This window comes from Agromyces lapidis (assembly GCF_009749405.1).
Classification (GTDB): Bacteria; Actinomycetota; Actinomycetes; order Actinomycetales; family Microbacteriaceae; genus Agromyces; species Agromyces lapidis.
In genome coordinates, this window is sequence record NZ_WBIQ01000001.1 from 663,709 (window position 1) to 684,495 (window position 20,787).

General features: G+C 71.2%; 21 protein-coding genes and 1 pseudogene. 15 read left to right on the plus strand and 7 right to left on the minus strand.

The features are described 5' to 3' along the window. The first annotated feature begins 132 nt into the window (after positions 1 to 132). Positions 133 to 657, plus strand: coding sequence for a hypothetical protein (locus tag GQQ93_RS02900; protein ID WP_157422693.1), 525 nt, complete (start codon positions 133 to 135; stop codon positions 655 to 657). Between the two features lie 99 nt (positions 658 to 756). On the opposite strand, the gene GQQ93_RS02905 is transcribed toward GQQ93_RS02900, so the two are convergent. Continuing rightward, a complete protein-coding gene (locus tag GQQ93_RS02905; RefSeq protein ID WP_157422694.1) occupies positions 757 to 1,242 on the minus strand; it encodes a GNAT family N-acetyltransferase in 486 nt (161 codons plus the stop codon). Positions 1,243 to 1,278: 36 nt separating this feature from the next. Here GQQ93_RS02905 and dapB point away from each other — a divergent pair. After that, positions 1,279 to 2,068, plus strand: a pseudogene (dapB, locus tag GQQ93_RS02910) (4-hydroxy-tetrahydrodipicolinate reductase); the annotation flags it as partial. Next, positions 2,028 to 2,468 (plus strand): hypothetical protein, encoded by a 441-nt coding sequence (locus GQQ93_RS02915; RefSeq protein WP_157422696.1) that lies wholly within the window; start codon positions 2,028 to 2,030, stop codon positions 2,466 to 2,468. The pseudogene dapB and the gene GQQ93_RS02915, both read left to right, overlap by 41 nt. On the opposite strand, the gene GQQ93_RS02920 is transcribed toward GQQ93_RS02915, so the two are convergent. From GQQ93_RS02920 to GQQ93_RS02935, 4 genes are all read right to left on the minus strand, one after another. After that, positions 2,440 to 3,345 carry a TIGR01777 family oxidoreductase gene (locus GQQ93_RS02920; protein WP_157422697.1) on the minus strand — a complete coding sequence of 302 codons (906 nt, stop codon included), beginning with the start codon at positions 3,343 to 3,345 and terminating at the stop codon, positions 2,440 to 2,442. The two genes, GQQ93_RS02915 and GQQ93_RS02920, sit on opposite strands and share 29 nt — an antisense overlap. 3 nt (positions 3,346 to 3,348) lie before the next feature. Next, positions 3,349 to 3,774: an OsmC family peroxiredoxin gene (locus tag GQQ93_RS02925; protein ID WP_157422698.1), complete on the minus strand. Its 426-nt coding sequence runs from the start codon at positions 3,772 to 3,774 to the stop codon at positions 3,349 to 3,351. Positions 3,775 to 3,887: 113 nt separating this feature from the next. Then, positions 3,888 to 4,373, minus strand: coding sequence for a DUF4395 domain-containing protein (locus tag GQQ93_RS02930; protein ID WP_157422699.1), 486 nt, complete (start codon positions 4,371 to 4,373; stop codon positions 3,888 to 3,890). Beyond that, on the minus strand, positions 4,357 to 4,803 hold the full coding sequence (locus GQQ93_RS02935) for a TlpA family protein disulfide reductase (RefSeq protein ID WP_157422700.1): 447 nt from the start codon (positions 4,801 to 4,803) through the stop codon (positions 4,357 to 4,359). Before GQQ93_RS02935 ends, GQQ93_RS02930 begins: the two co-directional genes overlap by 17 nt. A gap of 91 nt (positions 4,804 to 4,894) precedes the next feature. Between GQQ93_RS02935 and GQQ93_RS02940 the strand changes: the two genes are divergently transcribed. The 9 genes from GQQ93_RS02940 (at position 4,895) to GQQ93_RS02980 (ending at position 15,024) form a co-directional block, all read left to right on the plus strand. Further along, positions 4,895 to 5,704, plus strand: coding sequence for a thymidylate synthase (locus tag GQQ93_RS02940; protein ID WP_157422701.1), 810 nt, complete (start codon positions 4,895 to 4,897; stop codon positions 5,702 to 5,704). After that, a complete protein-coding gene (locus tag GQQ93_RS02945; protein ID WP_157422702.1) occupies positions 5,701 to 6,249 on the plus strand; it encodes a dihydrofolate reductase in 549 nt (182 codons plus the stop codon). Before GQQ93_RS02940 ends, GQQ93_RS02945 begins: the two co-directional genes overlap by 4 nt. Positions 6,250 to 6,498: 249 nt before the next feature. Beyond that, entirely contained in the window at positions 6,499 to 7,416 is a 918-nt protein-coding gene (locus GQQ93_RS02950) for a type IV toxin-antitoxin system AbiEi family antitoxin domain-containing protein (protein WP_170296102.1), read from the plus strand. 107 nt (positions 7,417 to 7,523) lie between these two features. Then, on the plus strand, positions 7,524 to 8,498 hold the full coding sequence (gene dapA, locus GQQ93_RS02955; protein ID WP_157422704.1) for a 4-hydroxy-tetrahydrodipicolinate synthase: 975 nt from the start codon (positions 7,524 to 7,526) through the stop codon (positions 8,496 to 8,498). Between the two features lie 79 nt (positions 8,499 to 8,577). Continuing rightward, positions 8,578 to 10,254, plus strand: coding sequence for a ribonuclease J (locus GQQ93_RS02960; RefSeq protein WP_157422705.1), 1,677 nt, complete (start codon positions 8,578 to 8,580; stop codon positions 10,252 to 10,254). 104 nt (positions 10,255 to 10,358) lie between these two features. Then, positions 10,359 to 10,850, plus strand: a complete 492-nt coding sequence (locus tag GQQ93_RS02965; protein WP_157422706.1) for a GNAT family N-acetyltransferase — start codon at positions 10,359 to 10,361, stop codon at positions 10,848 to 10,850. Positions 10,851 to 10,933: 83 nt separating this feature from the next. Beyond that, positions 10,934 to 13,858 (plus strand): FtsK/SpoIIIE family DNA translocase, encoded by a 2,925-nt coding sequence (locus GQQ93_RS02970; RefSeq protein ID WP_157422707.1) that lies wholly within the window; start codon positions 10,934 to 10,936, stop codon positions 13,856 to 13,858. 21 nt (positions 13,859 to 13,879) lie between these two features. Continuing rightward, on the plus strand, positions 13,880 to 14,482 hold the full coding sequence (gene pgsA / locus GQQ93_RS02975) for a CDP-diacylglycerol--glycerol-3-phosphate 3-phosphatidyltransferase (protein ID WP_157422708.1): 603 nt from the start codon (positions 13,880 to 13,882) through the stop codon (positions 14,480 to 14,482). Between the two features lie 32 nt (positions 14,483 to 14,514). Continuing rightward, a complete protein-coding gene (locus tag GQQ93_RS02980; protein ID WP_157422709.1) occupies positions 14,515 to 15,024 on the plus strand; it encodes a CinA family protein in 510 nt (169 codons plus the stop codon). A 4-nt stretch (positions 15,025 to 15,028) separates the two neighbouring features. On the opposite strand, the gene GQQ93_RS02985 is transcribed toward GQQ93_RS02980, so the two are convergent. Continuing rightward, positions 15,029 to 15,736, minus strand: coding sequence for a response regulator (locus GQQ93_RS02985; RefSeq protein WP_157422710.1), 708 nt, complete (start codon positions 15,734 to 15,736; stop codon positions 15,029 to 15,031). Then, a complete protein-coding gene (locus GQQ93_RS02990) occupies positions 15,733 to 17,376 on the minus strand; it encodes an ATP-binding protein (protein ID WP_246192032.1) in 1,644 nt (547 codons plus the stop codon). The genes GQQ93_RS02985 and GQQ93_RS02990 overlap by 4 nt, the downstream gene beginning before the upstream one ends. 202 nt (positions 17,377 to 17,578) lie before the next feature. On the opposite strand from GQQ93_RS02990, the gene GQQ93_RS02995 reads away from it, so the two are divergent. The 3 genes from GQQ93_RS02995 to GQQ93_RS03005 are packed head-to-tail and all read left to right on the plus strand — an operon-like array spanning position 17,579 to position 20,782. Further along, complete coding sequence (locus tag GQQ93_RS02995) at positions 17,579 to 18,661, plus strand: Bug family tripartite tricarboxylate transporter substrate binding protein (RefSeq protein ID WP_157422711.1); 1,083 nt, start codon at positions 17,579 to 17,581, stop codon at positions 18,659 to 18,661. Next, on the plus strand, positions 18,658 to 19,230 hold the full coding sequence (locus GQQ93_RS03000; protein ID WP_246192034.1) for a tripartite tricarboxylate transporter TctB family protein: 573 nt from the start codon (positions 18,658 to 18,660) through the stop codon (positions 19,228 to 19,230). The genes GQQ93_RS02995 and GQQ93_RS03000 overlap by 4 nt, the downstream gene beginning before the upstream one ends. After that, complete coding sequence (locus GQQ93_RS03005; protein ID WP_157422713.1) at positions 19,223 to 20,782, plus strand: tripartite tricarboxylate transporter permease; 1,560 nt, start codon at positions 19,223 to 19,225, stop codon at positions 20,780 to 20,782. Before GQQ93_RS03000 ends, GQQ93_RS03005 begins: the two co-directional genes overlap by 8 nt. Positions 20,783 to 20,787: the final 5 nt, after the last annotated feature.

The window sequence follows — 20,787 nt, forward strand, 5'->3', positions numbered from 1 at the left end:
TGGCACAGCGCGGCGCGTCGCGGCTCGATCCTCCGACCCGCTTGCCGAACGAGCCGTTCGAGTTCGGATTGGTGTTCGCACGGCTCGAATCGTTGCCTGCGTCACGTCACCGCGGGGTGCAAGGATTGTGCAATGGACAGCCTGAGCGACGATGAGCGCCGTCTTCGGATCGCCACCGAAGCGTTCGCATTCATTGAAGCCGAAGTTCGTCCGTTCCTCGCAAGCGGCGGTCGGTTGTGGTCGAAGGGATCAAACGGGTACCCGCGTCGACTCCGTCAGATGTTGCAGAGGCTGGACAGGGCGCATGAAGTGGCGTTCGCGACGGATGATGCGATACGACTCGAGCGCAATCAGCGAGTTGTCGAGCACGTCATCCCAATGAAACGGATCGTGATCGAGATTGTTGACCCCGCTCAGGCGGACCCGCGCTCGAACTCCGGTAGTGTGCCGATCGCGGGCGGCCCAGCTAGATCGCCGGCTCACCTGCTCGCGATCTTCGACAGTCTTCTGGAGAAGTGCTGGGTCACCACCGACGAGCACGATCGGCTGAATCGTGCAGGCCGAAGCTTCCAATGGGACGCGCCCGATGGCGACGGATGGTCCCGCTACACGCAGGCAGGGATCGTTCCGCATCGATTGGGGAGACCGGGCGAATAGAGCCGCGAAGAGCTCATCGCTCACACCTCCCGAAGAGTCGCGATCTGAGCTCCGCGGCGGTCGCGCGAGGAGAGCATTGGGACGGGCCGGAACCGGACCTCAGACCCGCTTGCCGAACCAATCGGTCGCGTTCGGGTTGGCGTTGTACGGCTCGACGGGGGAGTACCCGGCCGAGCGGTAGAGGCCGCCCGCTGCCTCGAGGTTCGCGTTCGTGTCGAGCACCAGCTCCTGAGCGCCGAACTCGACCGCACGGCGCTCGAGCTCCTCGAGCAGCCTGCGCCCCTCGCCGCGGCCGCGCGCCGCGGGTGCGAGCCAGAGGTGCTTCACCTCGAAGCGCACCTCGTTGGTCTCGGGCCGCCGCTGGATGCGCCGCACGCCGCCGCAACCGACGAGTTCGCCGCCGTGCTCGTCGTCGACCACGACGAGGAAGACGCCTGCGGGCGGCGTGAACTGAGCAGCATCCGGGAAGGTCGGGCGGTACTCGCCCTGCTCGGCCGGGAAGCCGAGCGCACGCTCGGCGAAGTAGGCCTCGAGCAGGGCGTGGGCGTCGGGGTCGGTGACGGCGGCGTCGCGGAATCGCAGCATGCCTCGAGCATATTGGCCGCTTGCTAGGCTGGCCCGGTGACGATCAAGGTCGCCGTGGCCGGAGCCACGGGCAAGATGGGGCAGCTGGCGATCCGACTCATCGAGGCGGCCGACGACCTCGAACTGCACGCGGCGCTCGACTCCCGTTCGAGCCTCGACGAGATGCTCGGGGCCGATGTCGCGTTCGACGTCACCCACCCCGCCGCGAGCTCGTCGATCGTCGAGTTCGCCGTGGGCGCCGGCATCCCTATCGTCGTCGGCACCTCGGGCTGGTCGAGCGATCGCATCGCCGAGGTCGCCCGCTCGGTGCGTGCGCGCGACGATGGCCGAGCAGTGCTCTTCGTGCCGAACTTCTCGATCGGCAGCGTGCTGGCGACCGCGTTCGCGGCGCTCGCCGCCCCCTACTTCGATTCGATCGAGATCATCGAGGCCCACCACGCCGGCAAGGTCGACTCGCCCTCGGGCACCGCGGTGCGCACCGCCGAGCTCATCGGCGAGGGCCGCGGCCCGGCCGGGCCGGTCGCGGCGCCTCACGCCGACCAGCGCGCGCGGGGTCAGCTCGTCTCGGGCGTTCCCGTGCACAGCCTGCGCATGTCGGGCGTGCTCGCCGAGCAGCGGGTCATCATGGGCGGCGACGGCGAGACGCTCTCGTTCACCCACTCGACCCTCTCGCCGAGCTCGTACGAAGCGGGAATCCTGCTCGCGCTGCGGCGCGCGCCAGAGGCATCCGGGGTCAGCGTCGGCCTCGACGCGCTGCTCGACCTCGGGCTGCCGGGCGCGATCCGATGACCGTCAAGGCGGGCGCCTTGATCATGGCCGCCCTGCTCGCGCTCTACCTCGCCCTCGTCGGCTGGCGCGCCGTGCAGTTCATCACGACCGGCGAGCCGGTGGCCGTGGCGATGGGGGTCGCGCTCATCGTGCTGCCCGTCATCGCGGCGTGGGCGCTGTGGCGCGAGCTCGCGTTCGGCATCCGCTCGCAGGCGCTCATGAAGCGTCTCGAGGCCGAAGGCGGGCTCGACCTCGGGCTGCCCCTGTTGCCGAGCGGCCGCGCCGACCGCGCTGCGGCCGGCGCCGAGTTCGCTCGCTTCAAAGACGACGCCGAGGCCGAACCCGACTCGTGGCGCGCCTGGCTGCGACTCGGCCTCGCGTACGACGCGGCCGGAGACCGCCGCCGCGCACGTCAGGCGGTGCGGCAGGCTATCGAGCTCGATCGCGCTGCGCGCTGAGCATCGCGTCGAGCGCCGACTCGACCGTCGGGTGGGTGAAGCGGTAGCCGTCGTCGATGAGGCGCTGCGGCCTGACCTTCTGGCTCGAGAGCAGCAGTTCGTCGGCAGCACGGCCGAGGGCGAGCTCGAGCATTCGCTCGGGCACGGCGAAGGCGTAAGGACGTTTCATGCGTTCGGCCATCGCCGTCATCACCCGATCGGCGGTCGCCGGCGTCGGACCCGTGAAGTTCACCGGCCCCGACAGCTTCGAATCGAGCAGGTGCACGAGTGCGCCGACCTCGTCGTCGAGTGCGACCCACGGCCAGTGCTGGCCGCCGGTGCCGAGCCGCCCCGAGACGCCCATCTTCGTCAGCGTGCCGACGCGCTGCATCGCGCCGCCCTGCCCGACGACGAGCCCCGTGCGCACATTGACGGTTCGGGTCTCTTCAGGCGCGAGGGTCGCAGCCTGCTCCCACTTCGCGACGACCTCCGCGAGGAACCCCGTGCCGGCGCTCGAGTACTCGGTCAGCAGTTCGCCCGGCCGATCGCCGTAGTAGCCGACCGCCGAGGCGCTGAGGAACACCGACGGTGGCTTCCTCGACTTGCGCATCGCATCGGCGAGCGTGCGCGTCACGCCGATCCGGGAATCGAGGATCTCGCCGCGGTAGCCCTTCGTCCAGGGCAGCCGCGCGAGCGACGCGCCTGCGAGATTCACGACCGCATCGACCCGGTCCATCACCGTGAAGTCGATGATGCCCGCCGCCGGCGACCACGACACCTCGTCGTCGGCCTGCGCCCGCCGCCGCACGAGCCTGACGACCTCGTGCCCCTCGTGACGCAGCCGCTCGACGAGCGGCGCGCCGATGAACCCCGAGGCGCCGGCGATCAGGACCCGCATCGCTCAGGCGAGTTCGGCTTCGATCGTGATCGGGATGCCGGCGAGCGCCTGCGAGATCGGGCAGCCCGCCTTCGCGTCGTTCGCGAAGGCCTCGAACTCGGCCTCGCTGAGACCGGGCACCCGCGCGCTCACGAGGAGGTGGCTGCCGAGCACGCCCTTGCCGGCCTCGAAGGTGACCGCCGCGGTCGTCTGGATGCTCTCGGCGGGATTGCCGGCCTGGGCGAGCGCGAGCGAGAGGGCCATCGAGAAGCACGAGGAGTGCGCGGCGGCGAGCAGCTCCTCGGGGTTGGTCGTGTTCGCCACGCCTTCCGAACGGGCCTTCCAGTTGACGGGGAAGCTCGCGAGCCCCGAGGAGTCGAGGCCGACCTCACCCGAGCCCTCGAACAGCGTGCCCTTCCAGACCGTCGTCGCTTCACTCGTGATTGCCATCGGGATCCTCCACTTCGAGCCGGGATCTCAGCCTAGCGGGGCTCCGGTGCGCCGCGCCGAGCGGATTCGGCGGGGTGCGCGGCGCCACGGGATCGACGGTCGGATGCCTCGCGCTACGCGGTGCGGATCAGCCGTGCCCGCACCAGCAGCAGGTACAGCCGGCAGCCGAGGCAGAAGTCGAACGCGGCGTTGAGGAACGCGGCGACGAAGGCCGCGCCCGCGGCGATCGGCACCGCGTACGGCACGCTGAGCAGGGCGAGCACGACTCCGGCCGCCGCGACGGCGAAGCCGACGCCCTGCGCGAAGGTCGGCGCGCGAGGGTCCTCGAGCTCGCTGGGCGGCGCGAGCCGCGGGCGCACGAACCTCGCGAAGAGGAGGCCGAAGGGATGCCGGCGGATGCCGGCGAAGGCTCCCCACGCGAAGAGGGCGGTGAGTGCGACGAGCAGCCAGAACGCCGTGGTCTCCGCGCCGGCGACGGCGAGCACGACGGTCACGAGCAGCAGGGTCGCGGTGAGCGCGGCCCCGAAGCGCGGCCCGCGGGGGTCGATGCCTCCGTCGGCGCCCGCGCGTTCCGATGATCGGTCAATGGATGCCGACATGGTTCCTCCCGAGGATGTCGTCGAGTCGGGCCCGCACCACGTCGGCCCGCGGCGCCCCGCCGATGCGTGCACGCACGACGCCGTCGGCGTCGAGCAGCAGCGTCGTGGGGGTCTGGCTGATCCCGAAGCGCGCGGCGAGATCGGCCCGGTGCGTGAGGTCGATCTCGACGTGGCGGGTGCCGGGCTCGTCGGCGGCGATCGCGCCGAGCAGGCGGGCGGCCGCCGGGCAGCGGCCGCAGAACTCGGTCGAGAACTGCACGAGCGTCGCCTGCTCGCCGAAGCCGTCGGCCGCCGCCCCGAGCTCGTCGGGGCGAACCCGCGCACCCGATCCGCGCACCGCGCGACCCTGCGCCGCACGCCAGACGAGGCCCGCGACGGTCGCCACGGCGACGAGTGCGGCGCCGATCGCGAGTGCGGGCAGCAGATCCATGGTCAGAGCGTAGGCAGCGCGCGCCGTGACACGGCGACTGTGACGGCGGATGACGGCGCCGCGGAGCATCCCCGGGGTTAGCCTTGATGCGATGGCCGAGACGATCGCAACCCCGTACGAAGACCTCCTGCGCGACGTGCTCGAGCACGGCACGCCGAAGACCGACCGCACCGGCACCGGCACGCGCAGTGTCTTCGGGCGCCAGCTGCGGTTCGACCTCGCCGAGGGGTTCCCCCTCATCACGACGAAGCGCGTGCACTTCAAGTCGATCGCGTACGAGCTGCTGTGGTTCCTGCAGGGCTCGTCGAACGTCGGCTGGCTGCGCGAGCACGGCGTCACCATCTGGGACGAGTGGGCCGACGCGCAGGGCGAGCTCGGCCCGGTCTACGGGGTGCAGTGGCGCTCGTGGCCGACGCCGTCGGGCGAGGTCATCGACCAGATCGCCGACGTCGTCGCGCAGATCCGCGAGAACCCCGACTCGCGCCGACTCATCGTCTCGGCGTGGAACCCGGCCGACATCCCCGACATGGCGCTCGCGCCGTGCCACGCGCTCTTCCAGTTCTACGTCGCCGACGGCCGGCTCTCGTGCCAGCTCTACCAGCGCAGCGCCGACCTCTTCCTCGGCGTGCCGTTCAACATCGCCTCCTACGCGTTGCTGACGCACATGGTCGCAGCGCAGGCCGGGCTCGAGGTCGGCGACTTCGTCTGGACCGGCGGAGACTGCCACATCTACGACAACCACGTCGAGCAGGTGCGCGAGCAGCTCACGCGCGCGCCGTACGCGCCCCCGACGCTGCGGCTGACCCGCACGCCCGAGTCGATCTTCGACTACGAGTTCGACGACTTCGCCGTCGAGGGGTACCAGCACCACCCGGCGATCCGCGCGGCCGTCGCCGTATGAGCGGGGATGCCTCGGCGCCGGTCCCCGCACGCATCGGACTCGTCTGGGCGCAGGCCGAGGGCGGCGTCATCGGACGCGACGGCGGCATGCCCTGGCATGTGCCCGAAGACCTGGCGCACTTCAAGGCGGTGACCCTCGGGGCTCCGGTCGTCATGGGCCGGAAGACCTGGGATTCGCTCGCCCCGCGCTACCGGCCGCTGCCCGGGCGTCGCAACATCGTGGTCACCCGCCAGTCCGACTGGGCCGACGAGGGTGCCGAACGCGCGGGCTCGCTCGACGAGGCGCTCGCGCTCGCCGCGGCTTCGCCGGGGGAGGACGTGTGGGTCATCGGCGGCGGACAGCTCTACGCCGAGGCGATCGACCGGGCCGACCGGCTCGAGGTGACCGAATTCGTCCATCCCGACGGCTTCACGCACGAGCCCGGCGACGTCCGGGCGCCGACCGTCCCCGCGGCGTTCCGCCTGGCGGCCGTCGACCCGGCCGAGGGCGCGCACACCTCCCGCACCGGCATCCGCTACCGCTTCGTCAGCTACCGCCGCGTCTGACCTGCGGCCCGGCGTCGTTCCGGGCTGTGATCCGGCTCGACACGCCGTCGCGTCGGCCTCGCGGGTTCACCGGTTGCACGACGGATCGCGTGGCGCGCCGCGGAAGCGGGGCGTGGCGCGAGGATCATCGTGCGACTCACCGAGCACACGCCGCCGACTCGTCCTCCACAGGTCCGTGTCGAGCCGATTCAGCCACTGCCCATGCCGTGCATATCGGTCGAGCCCCGCCCGACTCGGCACGCTCGTCGCATGCCCGTCTCCGCCATTCGAGTTCGCCGACTCTGCACAGAGCTCTCCGGCGTCGCGCGTACCTCCGAACTCGCCGAACTCGGCGTCGACGCATACTCGTTGCGGCTCGCCGTCGACGCGGGTGAGGTCGTCCGACTCCGTGAAGGCGTCTACGGCGTCGCTGATCTGCCGGCCGAGGTGCAGACCGCGGTGCGACACGGCGGCAGGTTGGGGTGCCTGAGTCGTCTCGGAATCGACGGCGTGTGGCTCTTGGAGCAGCCCGCCTCGGTCCACGTCGCGATGATGCGCACGGGACGCCGGCGGTTCCACTCGGAGTGCCGCTGCATCACGCACTGGTCGGACTCACGGCTGGCGGGGCCGGCGGTGGCACTCGACGAAGCCCTCGTGCAGGTGCTCGGGTGCCGAGGCGAGGAGGAGTTCTTCGTCGCCCTCGAATCGGCGATGCGGAAGCGACTGATCACGCGATCCGGGATCGAACGCATCCGGTCGCGGGTGCCGAAGGTGCACCGCGGGCTCGTCGGCTTCGCACGATGGGATGCCGACAGCGGCCTCGAGTCGCTCTTGCGACTTCGACTCCGGGCCCATGGGCTGGCGCTCGCCTCGCAGATCGACATCCCGGGCATCGGGCGCGTCGACTTCGTGCTCGGCGATCGGCTGATCCTCGAGGTCGACGGCAAGCAGAACCACGTCGACGGGTTCGACTCGCTGATCGGAACCGAGCACGCGCGAGCCGCCGCCGCATCCAAGCGGCACAAGGATCTCGTGCGCGACGCCGTCGCGGCGGCGTACGGATTCGAGACGCTGCGGTTCGACTACGCCCTCGTCGTCCACGACTGGCCGCTCGTGGAGGCAGCGATCCTGGCGAAGGTCGACCGTGGCCTCCACCTGCGTTCTCGAGTTGCAGGGCGAGGTCGGTGACACGCCGCCTCCGCCGGCATGTCAGCCGATTCATCCTGCAACTCGCGAATGTCCGCCGCGCGCAACGTCGCCCCGAGGCATCCGCTCGAACCGATACGCTGGTGGGCGTGACTCAAGAAAACCCCTTCGGACAGGTGCTCGTCGCGCTCGTCACGCCGTTCACGGCGGACGGCGAGGTCGATTGGCCCGGGGTCGAGAAGCACATCGATCACCTCATCGAGGGTGGTGCCGACGGCATCGTCGTCACGGGCACCACCGGCGAGACGTCGACCCTCACCGACCCCGAGAAGATCCGGCTCGTCGAGGTCGGCAAAGACGTGGCCGCGGGGCGCGCGAAGATCATCACGGGCGGCGGCTCGAACGAGACCGCCCACGCGATCGAGCTCTACAAGCACTCCGAGCAGGCGGGCGCCGACGGCATCATGATCGTCACGCCGTACTACAACAAGCCGACGCAGGCGGGCATCCTCACCCACTTCCGCATGGTCGCCGACGCGACCGACCTGCCGGTGATCCTCTACGACATCCCGGGCCGCACGGGCGTGCCGATCAAGTACGAGACCATCCTGCGGCTCGCGAAGCACCCGAACATCCTCGCCGTGAAAGACGCCAAGGGCGACTTCTCCGAGGTCAGCCGGGTGCTGAACCAGACCGACCTGATGTACTTCTCCGGCGACGACGCGAACGTGCTGCCGCACCTCGCGATCGGCGCGACGGGCCTCATCGGCGTCACGGCGAACATCGCCCCGGCGCCGTACCGCACGATCGTCGACGCGGTGAACCGCGGCGACCTCAGGGCGGCCACCGAGGCGCACCAGCAGCTCGAGCCGCTCGTGCGCGCCGTCATGACGCACGTGCCCGGCACGGTCGCGGCGAAGTACATCCTGCACGGCCTCGGCCGCATCTCGAGCCCGCGGGTGCGTCTGCCCCTCGTCGGTCCCGAAGAGTGGGAGGCCGCGTTGATCGAAGACGAGATCGACCTCGTGAGCGGCATCCCGGGCGTCGACTTCCACAACTTCCGACCCGACCGCAACGCCGCCGCCGGCGGTGCACTGCCGAAGGTCGCGGGCACGACCCGCTGAGCGGGCGAGCCCACCACGAGACATCCGCGGCGCCGTGCGCGTCGCACCGAACTGAACACCGCAACGTAAGGAGGGCACTGTGCCCGACACCGTCATCGATCCCGCTCCGCTCGCAGCCGGGACGCTCCGCATCATCCCCATCGGCGGCCTCGGAGAGGTCGGCCGCAACATGACGAGCTACGAGATCGACGGCAAGATCCTCATCGTCGACTGCGGCGTGCTCTTCCCCGAAGAGCACCAGCCCGGCGTCGACCTGATCCTGCCCGACTTCGGATTCCTCCGCGACCGCATCGACGACATCGTCGGCGTCGTGCTGACCCACGGCCACGAAGACCACATCGGTGCGGTCCCGTACCTCCTGAAGCTCCGCCGCGACATCCCCCTGATCGGCTCGCAGCTGACGCTCGCGCTCGTCGAGGCGAAGCTCAAGGAGCACCGCATCGCGCCCTACACCCACACGGTGAAGGAGGGGCAGCACGAGGAGCTCGGCCCGTTCGACCTCGAGTTCGTCGCGGTGAACCACTCGATCCCCGACGCGCTCGCCGTCGCGATCATCACCGACGCGGGCACGGTGCTCGCGACGGGCGACTTCAAGATGGACCAGCTGCCGCTCGACGGCCGCCTCACCGACCTGCGCGAGTTCGCGCGACTCGGTGAAGAGGGCGTCGACCTGTTCATGGTCGACTCCACCAACGCGGATGTCCCGGGCTTCACCCCGCTCGAGCGCGAGATCGGCCCCGTGCTCGACCAGGTGATCTCGCGGGCGACGAAGAAGGTCGTCGTGGCGAGCTTCTCGAGCCACGTGCACCGGGTGCAACAGGTGCTCGACGCGGCGCACGCGAACGGGCGTCGCGTGGCCCTGCTCGGCCGCAGCATGGTGCGCAACATGACGATCGCCGCCGACCTCGGCTACCTGAACGTGCCGGCGGGCGTGCTCGTCGACTACAAGAAGGCCGGCGACATCCCCGACGACAAGATCGTCTACATGTCGACGGGTTCGCAGGGCGAGCCGATGGCGGTGCTCAGCCGCATGGCGAACCGCGACCACCAGATCGAGATCAGCGAGGGCGACACGGTGATCCTCGCCTCGAGCCTCATCCCGGGCAACGAGAACGCGGTGTACCGCGTCATCGACGGGCTGACGAAGCTCGGTGCGAACGTGGTGCACAAGGCGAACGCCAAGGTGCACGTCTCAGGTCACGCCGCGGCGGGCGAGCTGCTCTACTGCTACAACATCCTGAAGCCGGCGAATGTGCTGCCGATCCACGGCGAGTACCGTCACCTGCAGGCGAACGCGAAGCTCGCCCGCGACACCGGCATTCCGGCCGAGAACGTCTTCATCGGCGAGAACGGCACGGTCTACGACATGACCGACGGCGTCGTGCGCGAGGCCGGCCAGCTCGACCTCGGCTTCGTCTACGTCGACGGCTCGACGGTCGGCGAGATCACCGACGCCGACCTGAAGGACCGTCGCATCCTGGGCGAAGAGGGCTTCATCTCGGTCATCGTCGTCGTGGATGCCACGACCGGACGCGTCATCTCGGGACCCGAGATCCACGCCCGCGGCTTCGCCGAGGACGACGCCGTGTTCGAAGACGTCAAGCCGAAGATCGTGGCCGCCCTGGCCGACGCCGCCCAGAATGGCGTGCGCGACTCGCACGCGCTGCAGCAGCTCGTGCGCCGCACGCTCGGCACCTGGGTGAACCGGCGCCTGCGCCGTCGCCCGATGCTCGTGCCGCTCGTCATCGAGGCGTAGGAGCCGCCGCGCCGCCGGCCCGGTTCGGCGGTCGGCGGGCGCGCCCCGGTACTCCCCGCGTCGCACGAAACACGGCCGAAACACCCCGGTCGTAGCATCCGCGCATGTCGACGTTCACGCTGCGCCCAGCCGCCCCCTCCGACGGGGCGTTCCTCGCCGACATGGTCGTCGAGGCGGCGAACTGGCGGCAGGGCGCGACGCGGCCGCGCCCCGATGTGCTCGCCGACCCCGTCTCGCGCGGCTACATCGCGGGCTGGCAGCGACCGGCCGATCGCGGCGTGGTCGCCGTCGACGACGGCGGGCGACCGGTCGGCGCCGCCTGGTACCGCCTGTTCTCGGTCGAGCAGCGCGCGCACGGTTTCGTCGCGACGGGCGTGCCCGAGTTGATCATCGGGGTGCGCCCGCTCTGGCGGGCGCAGGGCGTCGGGCGGTCGCTGCTGCAGGGGCTCGCGGATGCCGCGCGCTCGGCCGGGTTCGCGAGGCTGACGCTCTCCGTCGAGCACGGCAACTTCGCGGGGGTGCTCTACCGCTCGGAGGGGTTCGCGGTCGTCGAGACGGTCGGCGGGCGCGACACGATGGTGCGCACCCTCGCCTGAGGTGGTGCGCCGCCGGGGTCGGATCGCAGACACTCGCCCGGTGTTGCGGGCGTGGGTCGGCGGTCGGCCGTAACGTTGACCCCATGGCTACGAGCACCAAGTCGAACGGGCGCGCCTCGGGCACCTCGTCCCGCGGCGGTGGCTCGCGCACGGCCCCGACCAAGAAGCTGCCCGCGCAGACGACGCGCGGCTCATCGGCGAAGAAGCCCGCGGCGCAGCCGACCGGCCCGAACTTCCTCGTGAAGGCGTGGATGGGCCTCGCCCACCTCGCCGGCGGCGCGGCGCGCGCGCTCGGTCCCGAGACCCTGCAGAAAGAAGAGCGTCGCGACGGCCTGCCGTTCTTCATCGTGGTGCTGGCGATCGCCGGGGCCGTCGTCGAGTGGTTCTTCATCAACGAACCGGTCGCGCAGACCCTCGACTCGTGGAGCTTCGGCGGCCTGTTCGGCCGCGTCGCGTTCGCGCTCCCCGTGATCATGCTGATCTTCGCCGTCTGGTTGTTCCGGCATCCGAGCTCGGTGCACGACAACACGCGCATCGGCATCGGGCTCGGCATCCTGCTCGTGAGCGTCTCGGCGCTCTGCCACATCTTCGGCGGCCAGCCCGAACCGAGCCAGGGCATGGCCGTGCTCGCGCGCGCCGGCGGCATCCTCGGCTGGATGCTCGCGGCCCCGCTCATCCTCCTCATCACCGAGGTGGGGGCGACGATCGTGGTGATCCTGCTCGTGGTGCTGTCGCTCCTCATCATCACCAAGACGCCGCCGAACCGTATTCCGGCGCGGTTCCGCGAGCTGTACGCGTGGCTGTTCGGGGCGCCCGACGAGGCGCAGCAGGCAGAGCCGGATGACACGCCGAAGCCCTCTCGGCGCGACCGGCGCAAGAGCGTGCAGACCGAACTCGACGGCATCGACGGCGACGGCGAGGAGGAGCCCGCGGGCCTCCTCCCGTGGTGGCGCCGCAATGCGTCGAACCGCGAGGAGGACCCCGAGTTCGAGGCGCCCGGCGTCGAGGGGCTCACCGAGGTATTCGGCCAGGGTTCGGCCGCGGGCAGCTTCGACAGCCCGATCGAGGGCGCGGGCGGCGCCGGTGCGGTTGCCGCCGGGATCGGCGGCGCGTACGGCACCGAGGTGCTCGGCGAGCTCGAGCGGGCCGAGTCGGCGCTGCAGCAGTTCACCGGTGAGGCGCCGCAGACGGGCCGGGGTCTTCGGGGCGACGACGCAGGGGCGACCCAGGCGGTGCCGCTCTACGACGCCGCGGCCGATTTCACGGGCGACTCCCCGATGGCCGATGCGCTCGCCGCAGAGGCGTCCGAGTTCGACGGCGGGACCGAGACGCCCGACCGGCCCTACTTCCTGCCGTCGGCGTCGACGCTCGCGGCGGGTCCGCCGGCGAAGACGCGTTCGCAGGCCAACGACGAGGTCGTGCGTCAGATCACCGGGGTGCTCGAGCAGTTCTCGGTCGACGCGAAGGTCACGGGCTTCTCGCGCGGCCCGACGGTCACGCAGTACGAGATCGAGCTCGGCCCGGGCGTGAAGGTCGAGCGGGTCACCGCGCTCTCGAAGAACCTCTCGTACGCGGTCGCCTCGAACGAGGTGCGCATCCTTTCGCCGATCCCGGGTAAGAGCGCGATCGGTGTCGAGATCCCGAACGCCGACCGCGAGACGGTCACCCTCGGCGATGTGCTGCGTTCGCAGGCATCGGTGGGGGCGAAGCACCCGATGACGATCGGCGTCGGCAAAGACGTCGGCGGCGGGTACGTCATCGCGAACCTCGCGAAGATGCCGCACCTGCTCGTCGCCGGTTCGACCGGTTCGGGCAAGTCGAGCTTCGTGAACTCGATGATCACGAGCCTGCTCATGCGGGCGAAGCCCTCCGACGTGCGCATGGTGCTCATCGACCCGAAGCGCGTCGAGCTCGCCCCGTACGCGGGCGTGCCGCACCTCATCACACCCATCATCACGAACCCGAAGAAGGCGGCCGAGGCGCTGCAGTGGGTCGTGAAGGAGATGGACATGCGGTACGACGACCTCGCGTCGTTCGGGTTCCGCCACATCGACGACTTCAACAAGGCCGTCGTGAACGACGAGATCATCCTGCCGGCGGGCAGCGAGCGCAAGCTCAAGCCGTATCCGTACCTGCTCGTCGTGGTCGACGAGCTCGCCGACCTCATGATGGTCGCTCCGCGCGACGTCGAGGACTCGATCGTTCGCATCACGCAGCTCGCGCGCGCCTCGGGCATCCACCTCGTGCTCGCGACGCAGCGGCCCTCGGTCGACGTCGTGACCGGCCTCATCAAGGCGAACGTGCCGTCGCGGCTCGCGTTCGCGGTGACGAGCGTCACCGACTCGCGCGTCATCCTCGACCAGCCGGGCGCCGACAAGCTGATCGGCCAGGGCGACGCGCTGTTCCTGCCGATGGGGGCGTCGAAGCCGTTGCGCGTGCAGGGCGCGTGGGTCACCGAGGCCGAGATCGAGAAGGTCGTCACGCATGTGACGCGTCAGGCGCGGCCCGAATACCGGCAAGATGTGGCGGCCGCCGTCGAACGCAAGGAGATCGACTCCGATATCGGCGACGACCTCGAACTGCTGCTCGCCGCGGCCGAGCTCGTGGTGTCGACGCAGTTCGGTTCGACCTCGATGCTGCAGCGCAAGCTCCGGGTGGGCTTCGCGAAGGCCGGGCGCCTCATGGACCTGCTCGAGTCACGCGAGATCGTCGGCCCCTCGGAGGGGTCGAAGGCGCGCGACGTACTTGTGACCGCCGAGCAGCTGCCCGGCGTGCTCGCGAAGCTGCGCGGCGAGCCGAGCGGGCCGAGCGCACCGGTCGCTGCACCGCAGGGCGCGCCTGCCGCACCCCAGTCGATGCAGGCCCAGTCGATGCCGGCCCCGTCGAACGACGCGTACGACGTACCCGACGAGCGCTACGACGACCCGGTGGGGCGCATCCCCGAGGGGCTCGAAGAGGTCGAGGCCGACGGCGACGAAGACGCCTGGGGGCTCACCGGCCGCGACTGATCGGCCGCTATCCTTGGGCGTATGACCTCCTCCGCCGGCACCCCCGGGCGATCGGCGAACTGGAACCTTCCCAACGCCATCACCGTGGTGCGCATCCTGGCCGCGCCCGTGTTCTTCTGGCTGCTCCTCGCCGATGACGGCGCCGACGGACCCCTGCGCTGGTGGGCGGCGGCGCTGTTCATCGTGGCGATCGCGACCGACGGCATCGACGGGCACATCGCACGTTCGCGGGGGCTCGTCACCGACCTCGGCAAGATCCTCGACCCGATCGCCGACAAGCTGCTGACGAGCGGCGCCCTCGTGTGCCTCTCGATCCTCGGCGAGCTGTGGTGGTGGGTGACGATCCTCATCATCGTGCGCGAGGTCGGCATCACCGTGTGGCGCCTCGTCGAGCTGCGCCGCGGCAACGTCGTGCCGGCATCCTCGGGCGGCAAGCTCAAGACGGTCGTGCAGGCGGTCGCGATCTCGCTCGCGCTCGTCCCGCTGTGGACGATCCTCGGCGACTGGGTGCTGTGGGTGAACTGGGTGGCGATGGGGCTCGCGCTCGTGCTCACGCTGTGGTCGGGCCTCCTCTACGTGCGCGACGCGGTGCGCCTCGCGCGGGGCGCGGGCGCCGAGAGCTGAGCGTCGTCGTGAATGCCGACCCGGTCGATCGGATGCCTCGCATCGATGCGTCGACCAGGTCGCTCATCGAACTGCTGACCCGGCGGGGCCTTCGCATCGCCGTCGCCGAGTCGCTCACGGGCGGGCTCGTCGTGGCAGAACTCACCTCGGTGCCCGGGGCGTCGGCCGTGGTCTCGGGCGGCGTGGTCGCGTACGACACCGCGGTGAAGCGATCGCTGCTCGGGGTCGACGGCGAGCTGCTCGCCCGCGAGGGCCCGGTGCACCCCGAGGTGGCCCGCCAGATGGCGCGCGGTGTGCGCACGGCGCTCGCGATCGAGGCGCGCCCGGCCGACGTGGGCCTCGCGACGACGGGCGTCGCCGGACCCGACTGGCAGGGCGGACACCCACCGGGAACCGTCTACCTCGGGCTCTCGTTCGGCGACGGCGACGCCGACGCGACCGAGGCGGTCGAGCTCGCGTTCTCGGGCGACCGTGCCGAGATCCGCCGTGCGACGGTTCGAGCGCTCGTCGAGCACGCCCTGCGCCGCCTCGGCGCCGACTGATCGGCTACCGGGGCACCCGGTACCGGTGCTCGGGGCGTCCGGCCGAGCCGTAGCGCGGCGCGACCTCCGCAGCGCCGGTCGCCACGAGATGCTCGAGGTAGCGCCGCGCGCTCACCCGCGACATGCCGAGTGCCTCGGCGATCTCGGCCGCCGAGGCGTCGCCCGTGCGGGCGGCGAGACCTGAGGCGACCCGCTCGAGGCTCACGGCCGAGAGCCCCTTCGGCAGGGCGCCGCGCCGAACGGGCGCCGAGCCGAGCGCCTCGTCGACGGCGCGCTGGTCGAGCGCGGCGGGCGCGGCGCGATCCGCGGCGATGCCGCGTCGCACCTCGTCGAGACGGTCGCCGAGACTCGCGCCCGAGAACGGCTTGACGAGGTAGTGGCGCACTCCGAGCAGTCGCGCCGTGCGCACCGTGTCGAGATCGCGGGCCGCGGTGACCGCGATCACCTCGACCTCGTCGCCGGCGGCGCGCAGGCGGCGCAGCACGTCGAGTCCGCCGAGATCGGGCAGATAGATGTCGAGGAGGACGAGGTCGGGGCGGAGTCGCGCGATCGCGGTGAGCGCGTCGGCCCCGGTGTGCGCTTCGGCGACGACCGTGAACCCCGGGTGGGCGGCGACGAAGGCACGGTTGACGCGGGCGACGGCGAGATCGTCGTCGACGACCACGACGCGGAGCGCGTCACCGGTCGGGGCGGCGGGAGCAACCGGGGTCATCGGGCGGCCCCCGTCGAGGCATCCGAGGCGATGGCTGCGCCGCCGCCCGACCCGGCGCCGACCCAGGGCAGCCGCACGGTGAAGCGGGCGCCGCCCGACGGCGAGTCGTCGACCCGCGCCTCGCCGCCGAGACGGTGCGCGATGCGCTGCACGATCGCGAGGCCGATGCCGCGCCTGGCCTTGCCGGGCACGGGGGCCTTGCCCGAGACATCCGGTTCGAAGATCGCCTCGCGCTGCACGGTCGGCACGCCCGGCCCGTCGTCGTCGACCCGCACGACCACGACCCCCGGCTCGAGGTCGTCGCGCACGTCGAGCACGATGCGGCCGCCGAGCACGCACGCCTCGATCGCGTTGTCGAGGAGGTTCGCGACGATCGTCACGAGCTCGGTGCGGGGCTCGCCGCCGCGGGCGGCGTCGAGGTGCGCCGTCGGGGCGAGCTCGACGGCGATGCCGAGCTCCTGCGCGCGGGTGCGCTTCGCGAGCACGAGGGCGGCGATCTCGAGGTCGGCGAGGCCGTCGTGGTCGTCGAGCGTCGAGAGCGCCCCGCCGCTGCCGACGCGTTCGATGAACTCGAGCGCGGCGTCGAGGTGACCGAGCTCGAGCAGCCCGCTCACCACGTGCAGCTTGTTCGAGAACTCGTGCGACTGCGCGCGCAGGCCGTCGGCGAGGCTCTGCGCGCCCTCGAGCTCGCGCAGCGTCGTCTCGAGCTCGGTGCGGTCGCGGAGGATGGCGATCGAGCCGATCTCGCGCCCGTCGACGCGCACCCGGTCGCCGTGCACGAGCAGCACGCGTTCGCCCGAGAGCACGGGGCTCTCGCGATCCTCGCCCGAGATGATGAAGCGGGCGAGCTCGGGGTCGAGCACCTCGTCGACCCGTCGGCCCACTACCTCGGCGGTCGAGTCGAGATCGAGGAGCCGCGCGGCGGCATCGTTCACGAGCACCACTCGGCCGCGGTCGTCGACGGCGACGAGGCCCTCGCGTATCCCGTGCAGCATCGCTTCTCGCGTCTCGAGCATGGCGCGGATCTCGTCGGGCTCGAGACCGTAGATGCGGCGCCGGATGAGCCGCCCGATCCAGGTGGAGCCGATGACGCCGATCACGGCGGCGATGACGAGGGCGACGAGCAGCAGCGTGAGGTCGCCGAGGAAGTCGGCGCGGAGCTCGGATTCGAGGATCCCGACCGAGACCTGCCCCATGACCTCGCCGTCCTCGTCGAAGATCGGCACCTTCACGCGCCACGACTCGCCGAGCGTGCCCGTTTGGGTGCCCACGTAGATCTCGCCCGAGAGGGGGATGGCGGGGTCGGTCGACACCTTCTCGCCGATGCGATCTGGGTTCGGGTGCGAGTAGCGGATGCCCGCATCGTCCGACACGACGACGTAGGTGACATCGGATGCCTCGCGCACGACCTCGGCGACCGGCTGGATCGTTGCGGCGGGGTCGGCGTCGTCGAAGGCGGAGGTGATGACGGGCAACCCCGCCACCGACTGCGCGACCGCGATCATTCGGTCCTGGTAGGCCTCGCGGAGCTGCTGCTCCTGCAACCACATCGCGGTGAGGCCCGTGCCGACGACCGTGACGAGCACGATGGCGAGCTGCAGCAGCAGCAGCTGCATGCCAAGCGTCATCGACCGGACCACCTGACCAGTGTGACGCACGCAGGAGCCGCCGACGGCACGAGGACCGCGACCAATACGACCGAATCGACCAGTACGACCGAAGCGTCCGAAACGACCACTACGACCGTTACGACCGCAGCATTCCGCCGGGCGGGCGTCGTCTCTAGCGTCGAGCCGAATCGATCGTCGCCCGTCGAAGCCGTCGGGCGCTCAAGGAGGAGAATTGCGATCTCGCAGCGGGCCGAGCACCTCGGCCGTCCACTTCCGCAGCACGTCCGGTCGTCCCGCGCTTCGCCGCGGACTCGCGGGCCTCGGTCTCGGCCTCGCGGGCGTGCTCGCCCTCGCGGCGTGCAGCACCCCCGCGTCCGGCGACGACTCGGCCGGTGGTGACGGCGAGGCCGTCGCCCTCGAGTCCGTCGACCTGATCGCCCCGGCCGACCCCGGCGGCGGCTGGGACCAGACCGCCCGCGCGATGTCGCAGGTGCTGACCGATGAGGACCTCGTGGGCTCGGCGCCCGTCGAGAACATCGGCGGGGCCGGCGGCACCGTGGGGCTCGCCGCCCTCGCGAACGAGCAGGATCCGGCGACGCTCATGGTCACCGGGCTCGTCATGGTCGGCGCGGTCGAGACGAACGCCTCGGCCAGCCGCATCGAGGACACGACGCCGATCGCGCGGCTCACCGAGGAGGCCCTCGTGCTCGTCGTGCCCGCCGACTCGCCGTACGAGACCACCGACGACCTCGTCGACGCGATCCTCGAGGAGGGCGCCGCGATCTCGGTCACGGGCGGCTCGGCCGGGGGCGCCGACCACATCCTCGCGGGCATGCTCCTCGTCGAGGCCGGGGTCGACGCGGCAGACGTGCCGACGACGCTCAACTACATCCCGAACTCGGGCGGCGGCGAGGCCGTCACGATGCTGCTCGGCAACACCGTGCAGGCGGGGATCTCGGGGGTGGGCGAGTTCGTCGAGCAGATCGAGGCGGGCGAACTGCGCGCGCTCGCGGTCTCCTCGCCCGAGCGGGTCGAGCTGCTGGCCGACACGCCCACGCTCGTCGAGGAGGGCTACGACGTCGAGCTCACGAACTGGCGCGGCGTGCTCGCGCCGGGCGGCATCTCCGACGAGGAGAAGGCCGCGCTCACCGAGCTCGCGACCGAGATGCACGCCTCCGGCGGCTGGACCCGGGCCCTCGAGGAGAAGGGATGGAGCGACGCGTTCCTCACCGGCGGCGACTTCGACGACTTCCTCACGAGCGACATCGCCGAGGTGACCTCGACCCTCCAGACGATCGGCCTGGTCTCCCAGTGACCGTTCCGATCCCGGTTCCCCCCGACGCCCCCACGTCGGGGGGAACCCCCTCGGGCGCCGCGAACCGCACCCGCCCGCCCGTCGGCGAATTCGTCTTCGCCGGGATCTGCGCGGCCATCGGCGTCTACACGATCGTGGGCGCCGGGTTCATCAGGGTGCCGCCGGGCTCGGCCAGCGTGCTCGGGCCCCGGGTGTTCCCGTACGCCGTCGGAGTGCTGCTGCTCGTGGCATCCCTCGTCGTGATCGGCCAGGTGCTGCGCGGGCAGCGCGGCACGCCCGACGACGGCGAGGACATCGACCCCGATGCCCCGACCGACTGGCTGACGGTCGGCAAGCTCGTCGTCTGCTTCTGCTCGCAGCTCGTGCTCATCGAGCTCGCCGGCTGGCCGGTCGCGGTCATGGTGCTCTTCGCCGGTGCCGCCTGGTCGCTCGGCGCGAAGCGCTGGTGGGCCGCGCTCGCCGCAGGCGCGGGTCTCGGGCTCGTGACGCAACTCGTCTTCGGGGCCTGGCTCGGGCTGTCGCTGCCCGCGGGCCCCCTTCTCGACTGGACCCCGATCTTCCATGGATAGCCTCACCGCACTGCTCGAGGGCTTCGCCACCGCCCTCCAGCCGCAGTACCTGCTCTACGCGCTCTTCGGCGTCTTCATCGGCACCGCCGTCGGCGTGCTGCCCGGCATCGGCCCGGCGATGACCGTCGCGCTGCTCCTGCCGCTCACCTACTCGCTCGACCCCACCGGGGCGCTCATCGTCTTCGCCGGCATCTACTACGGCGGCATGTACGGCGGGTCGACGACGTCGATCCTCCTGAACACGCCGGGGGAGTCGTCGTCGATCGTGACCGCGCTCGAGGGCAATCGCATGGCGAAGGCGGGGCGGGGCGCCGCGGCGCTCGCGACCGCCGCGCTCGGCTCCTTCGTCGCGGGCACCGCGGCGACCCTCGCCCTGACCTTCCTGGCGCCGGGCATCTCGAAGCTCGCGGTGCAGCTCGGTCCGGCCGATTACTTCGCCCTCATCGTGGTCGCGTTCCTCACCGTCGGGGCGCTGCTCGGGCAGAGCGTGCCGCGCGGGCTCGTCTCACTGGGCCTCGGACTGTTCCTCGGCCTCATCGGCACCGAGGTGCTCTCGGGGCAGCAGCGCTACACGCTCGGCGTGCCGAGCCTCGCCGACGGCATCGACGTCGTCATCATCGCAGTCGGGCTCTTCGCCCTCGGCGAGACCCTCTACGTCGCGTCGCGGCTCCGGCACGGCCCGGTGCGGGTCATCCCGGTGACGAAGGGGTGGCGCAGCTGGATGTCGCGTCGCGACCTCGCACGGTCGTGGCGGCCGTGGCTGCGGGGCACGGCGATCGGGTTCCCGATCGGCACGATCCCGGCCGGCGGTGCGGATGTCGCGACGTTCCTGTCGTACGCGACCGAGCGCAAGCTCGCGAAGGGCAACGCCCGCGCCGAGTTCGGTCGGGGCGCGATCGAGGGCGTCGCCGGTCCCGAGGCCGCGAACAACGCGGCCGCGGCGGGCGTGCTCGTGCCGCTGCTCACGCTGGGCCTGCCGACGACGGCGACGGCGGCGATCATCATCTCGGCGTTCCAGTCCTACGGCATCCGCCCGGGGCCGATGCTGTTCGAGAACCAGTCGGGGCTCGTGTGGGCGCTCATCGCGAGCCTCTACATCGGCAACGTGATGCTGCTCGTGCTCAACCTGCCGCTCGTCGGCATGTGGGTCAAGGTGCTGCGCATCCCGCGCCCGTACCTCTACGCCGGCATCCTCGCGTTCGCCGGACTCGGCGCGTACGCCCTGCACTTCAACGTGTTCGACACCTTCGTGCTGCTCCTCGTCGGGCTCATCGGGTTCCTCATGCGGCGCTACGGGTACCCGGTCGCGCCCATGGTCGTCGGCGGCATCCTCGGGCCGATGGCGGAGGAGCAGCTGCGCAAGTCGATGGCCATCAGCCAGGGCGACCTCGCGTACCTCGTGCACAGCCCGTTCGCGATCGTCGCGTACTCGGCGCTCGCGATCATCATCGTGCTCGGGGTGTGGCTGAAGCGTCGCAAGGCCCGCTTCGAGGCATCCGGAGCCGAACCGATCACCGCCTCGCTGCCCGCTTGGGAGGAAGAACGGGGGTAGCGGAA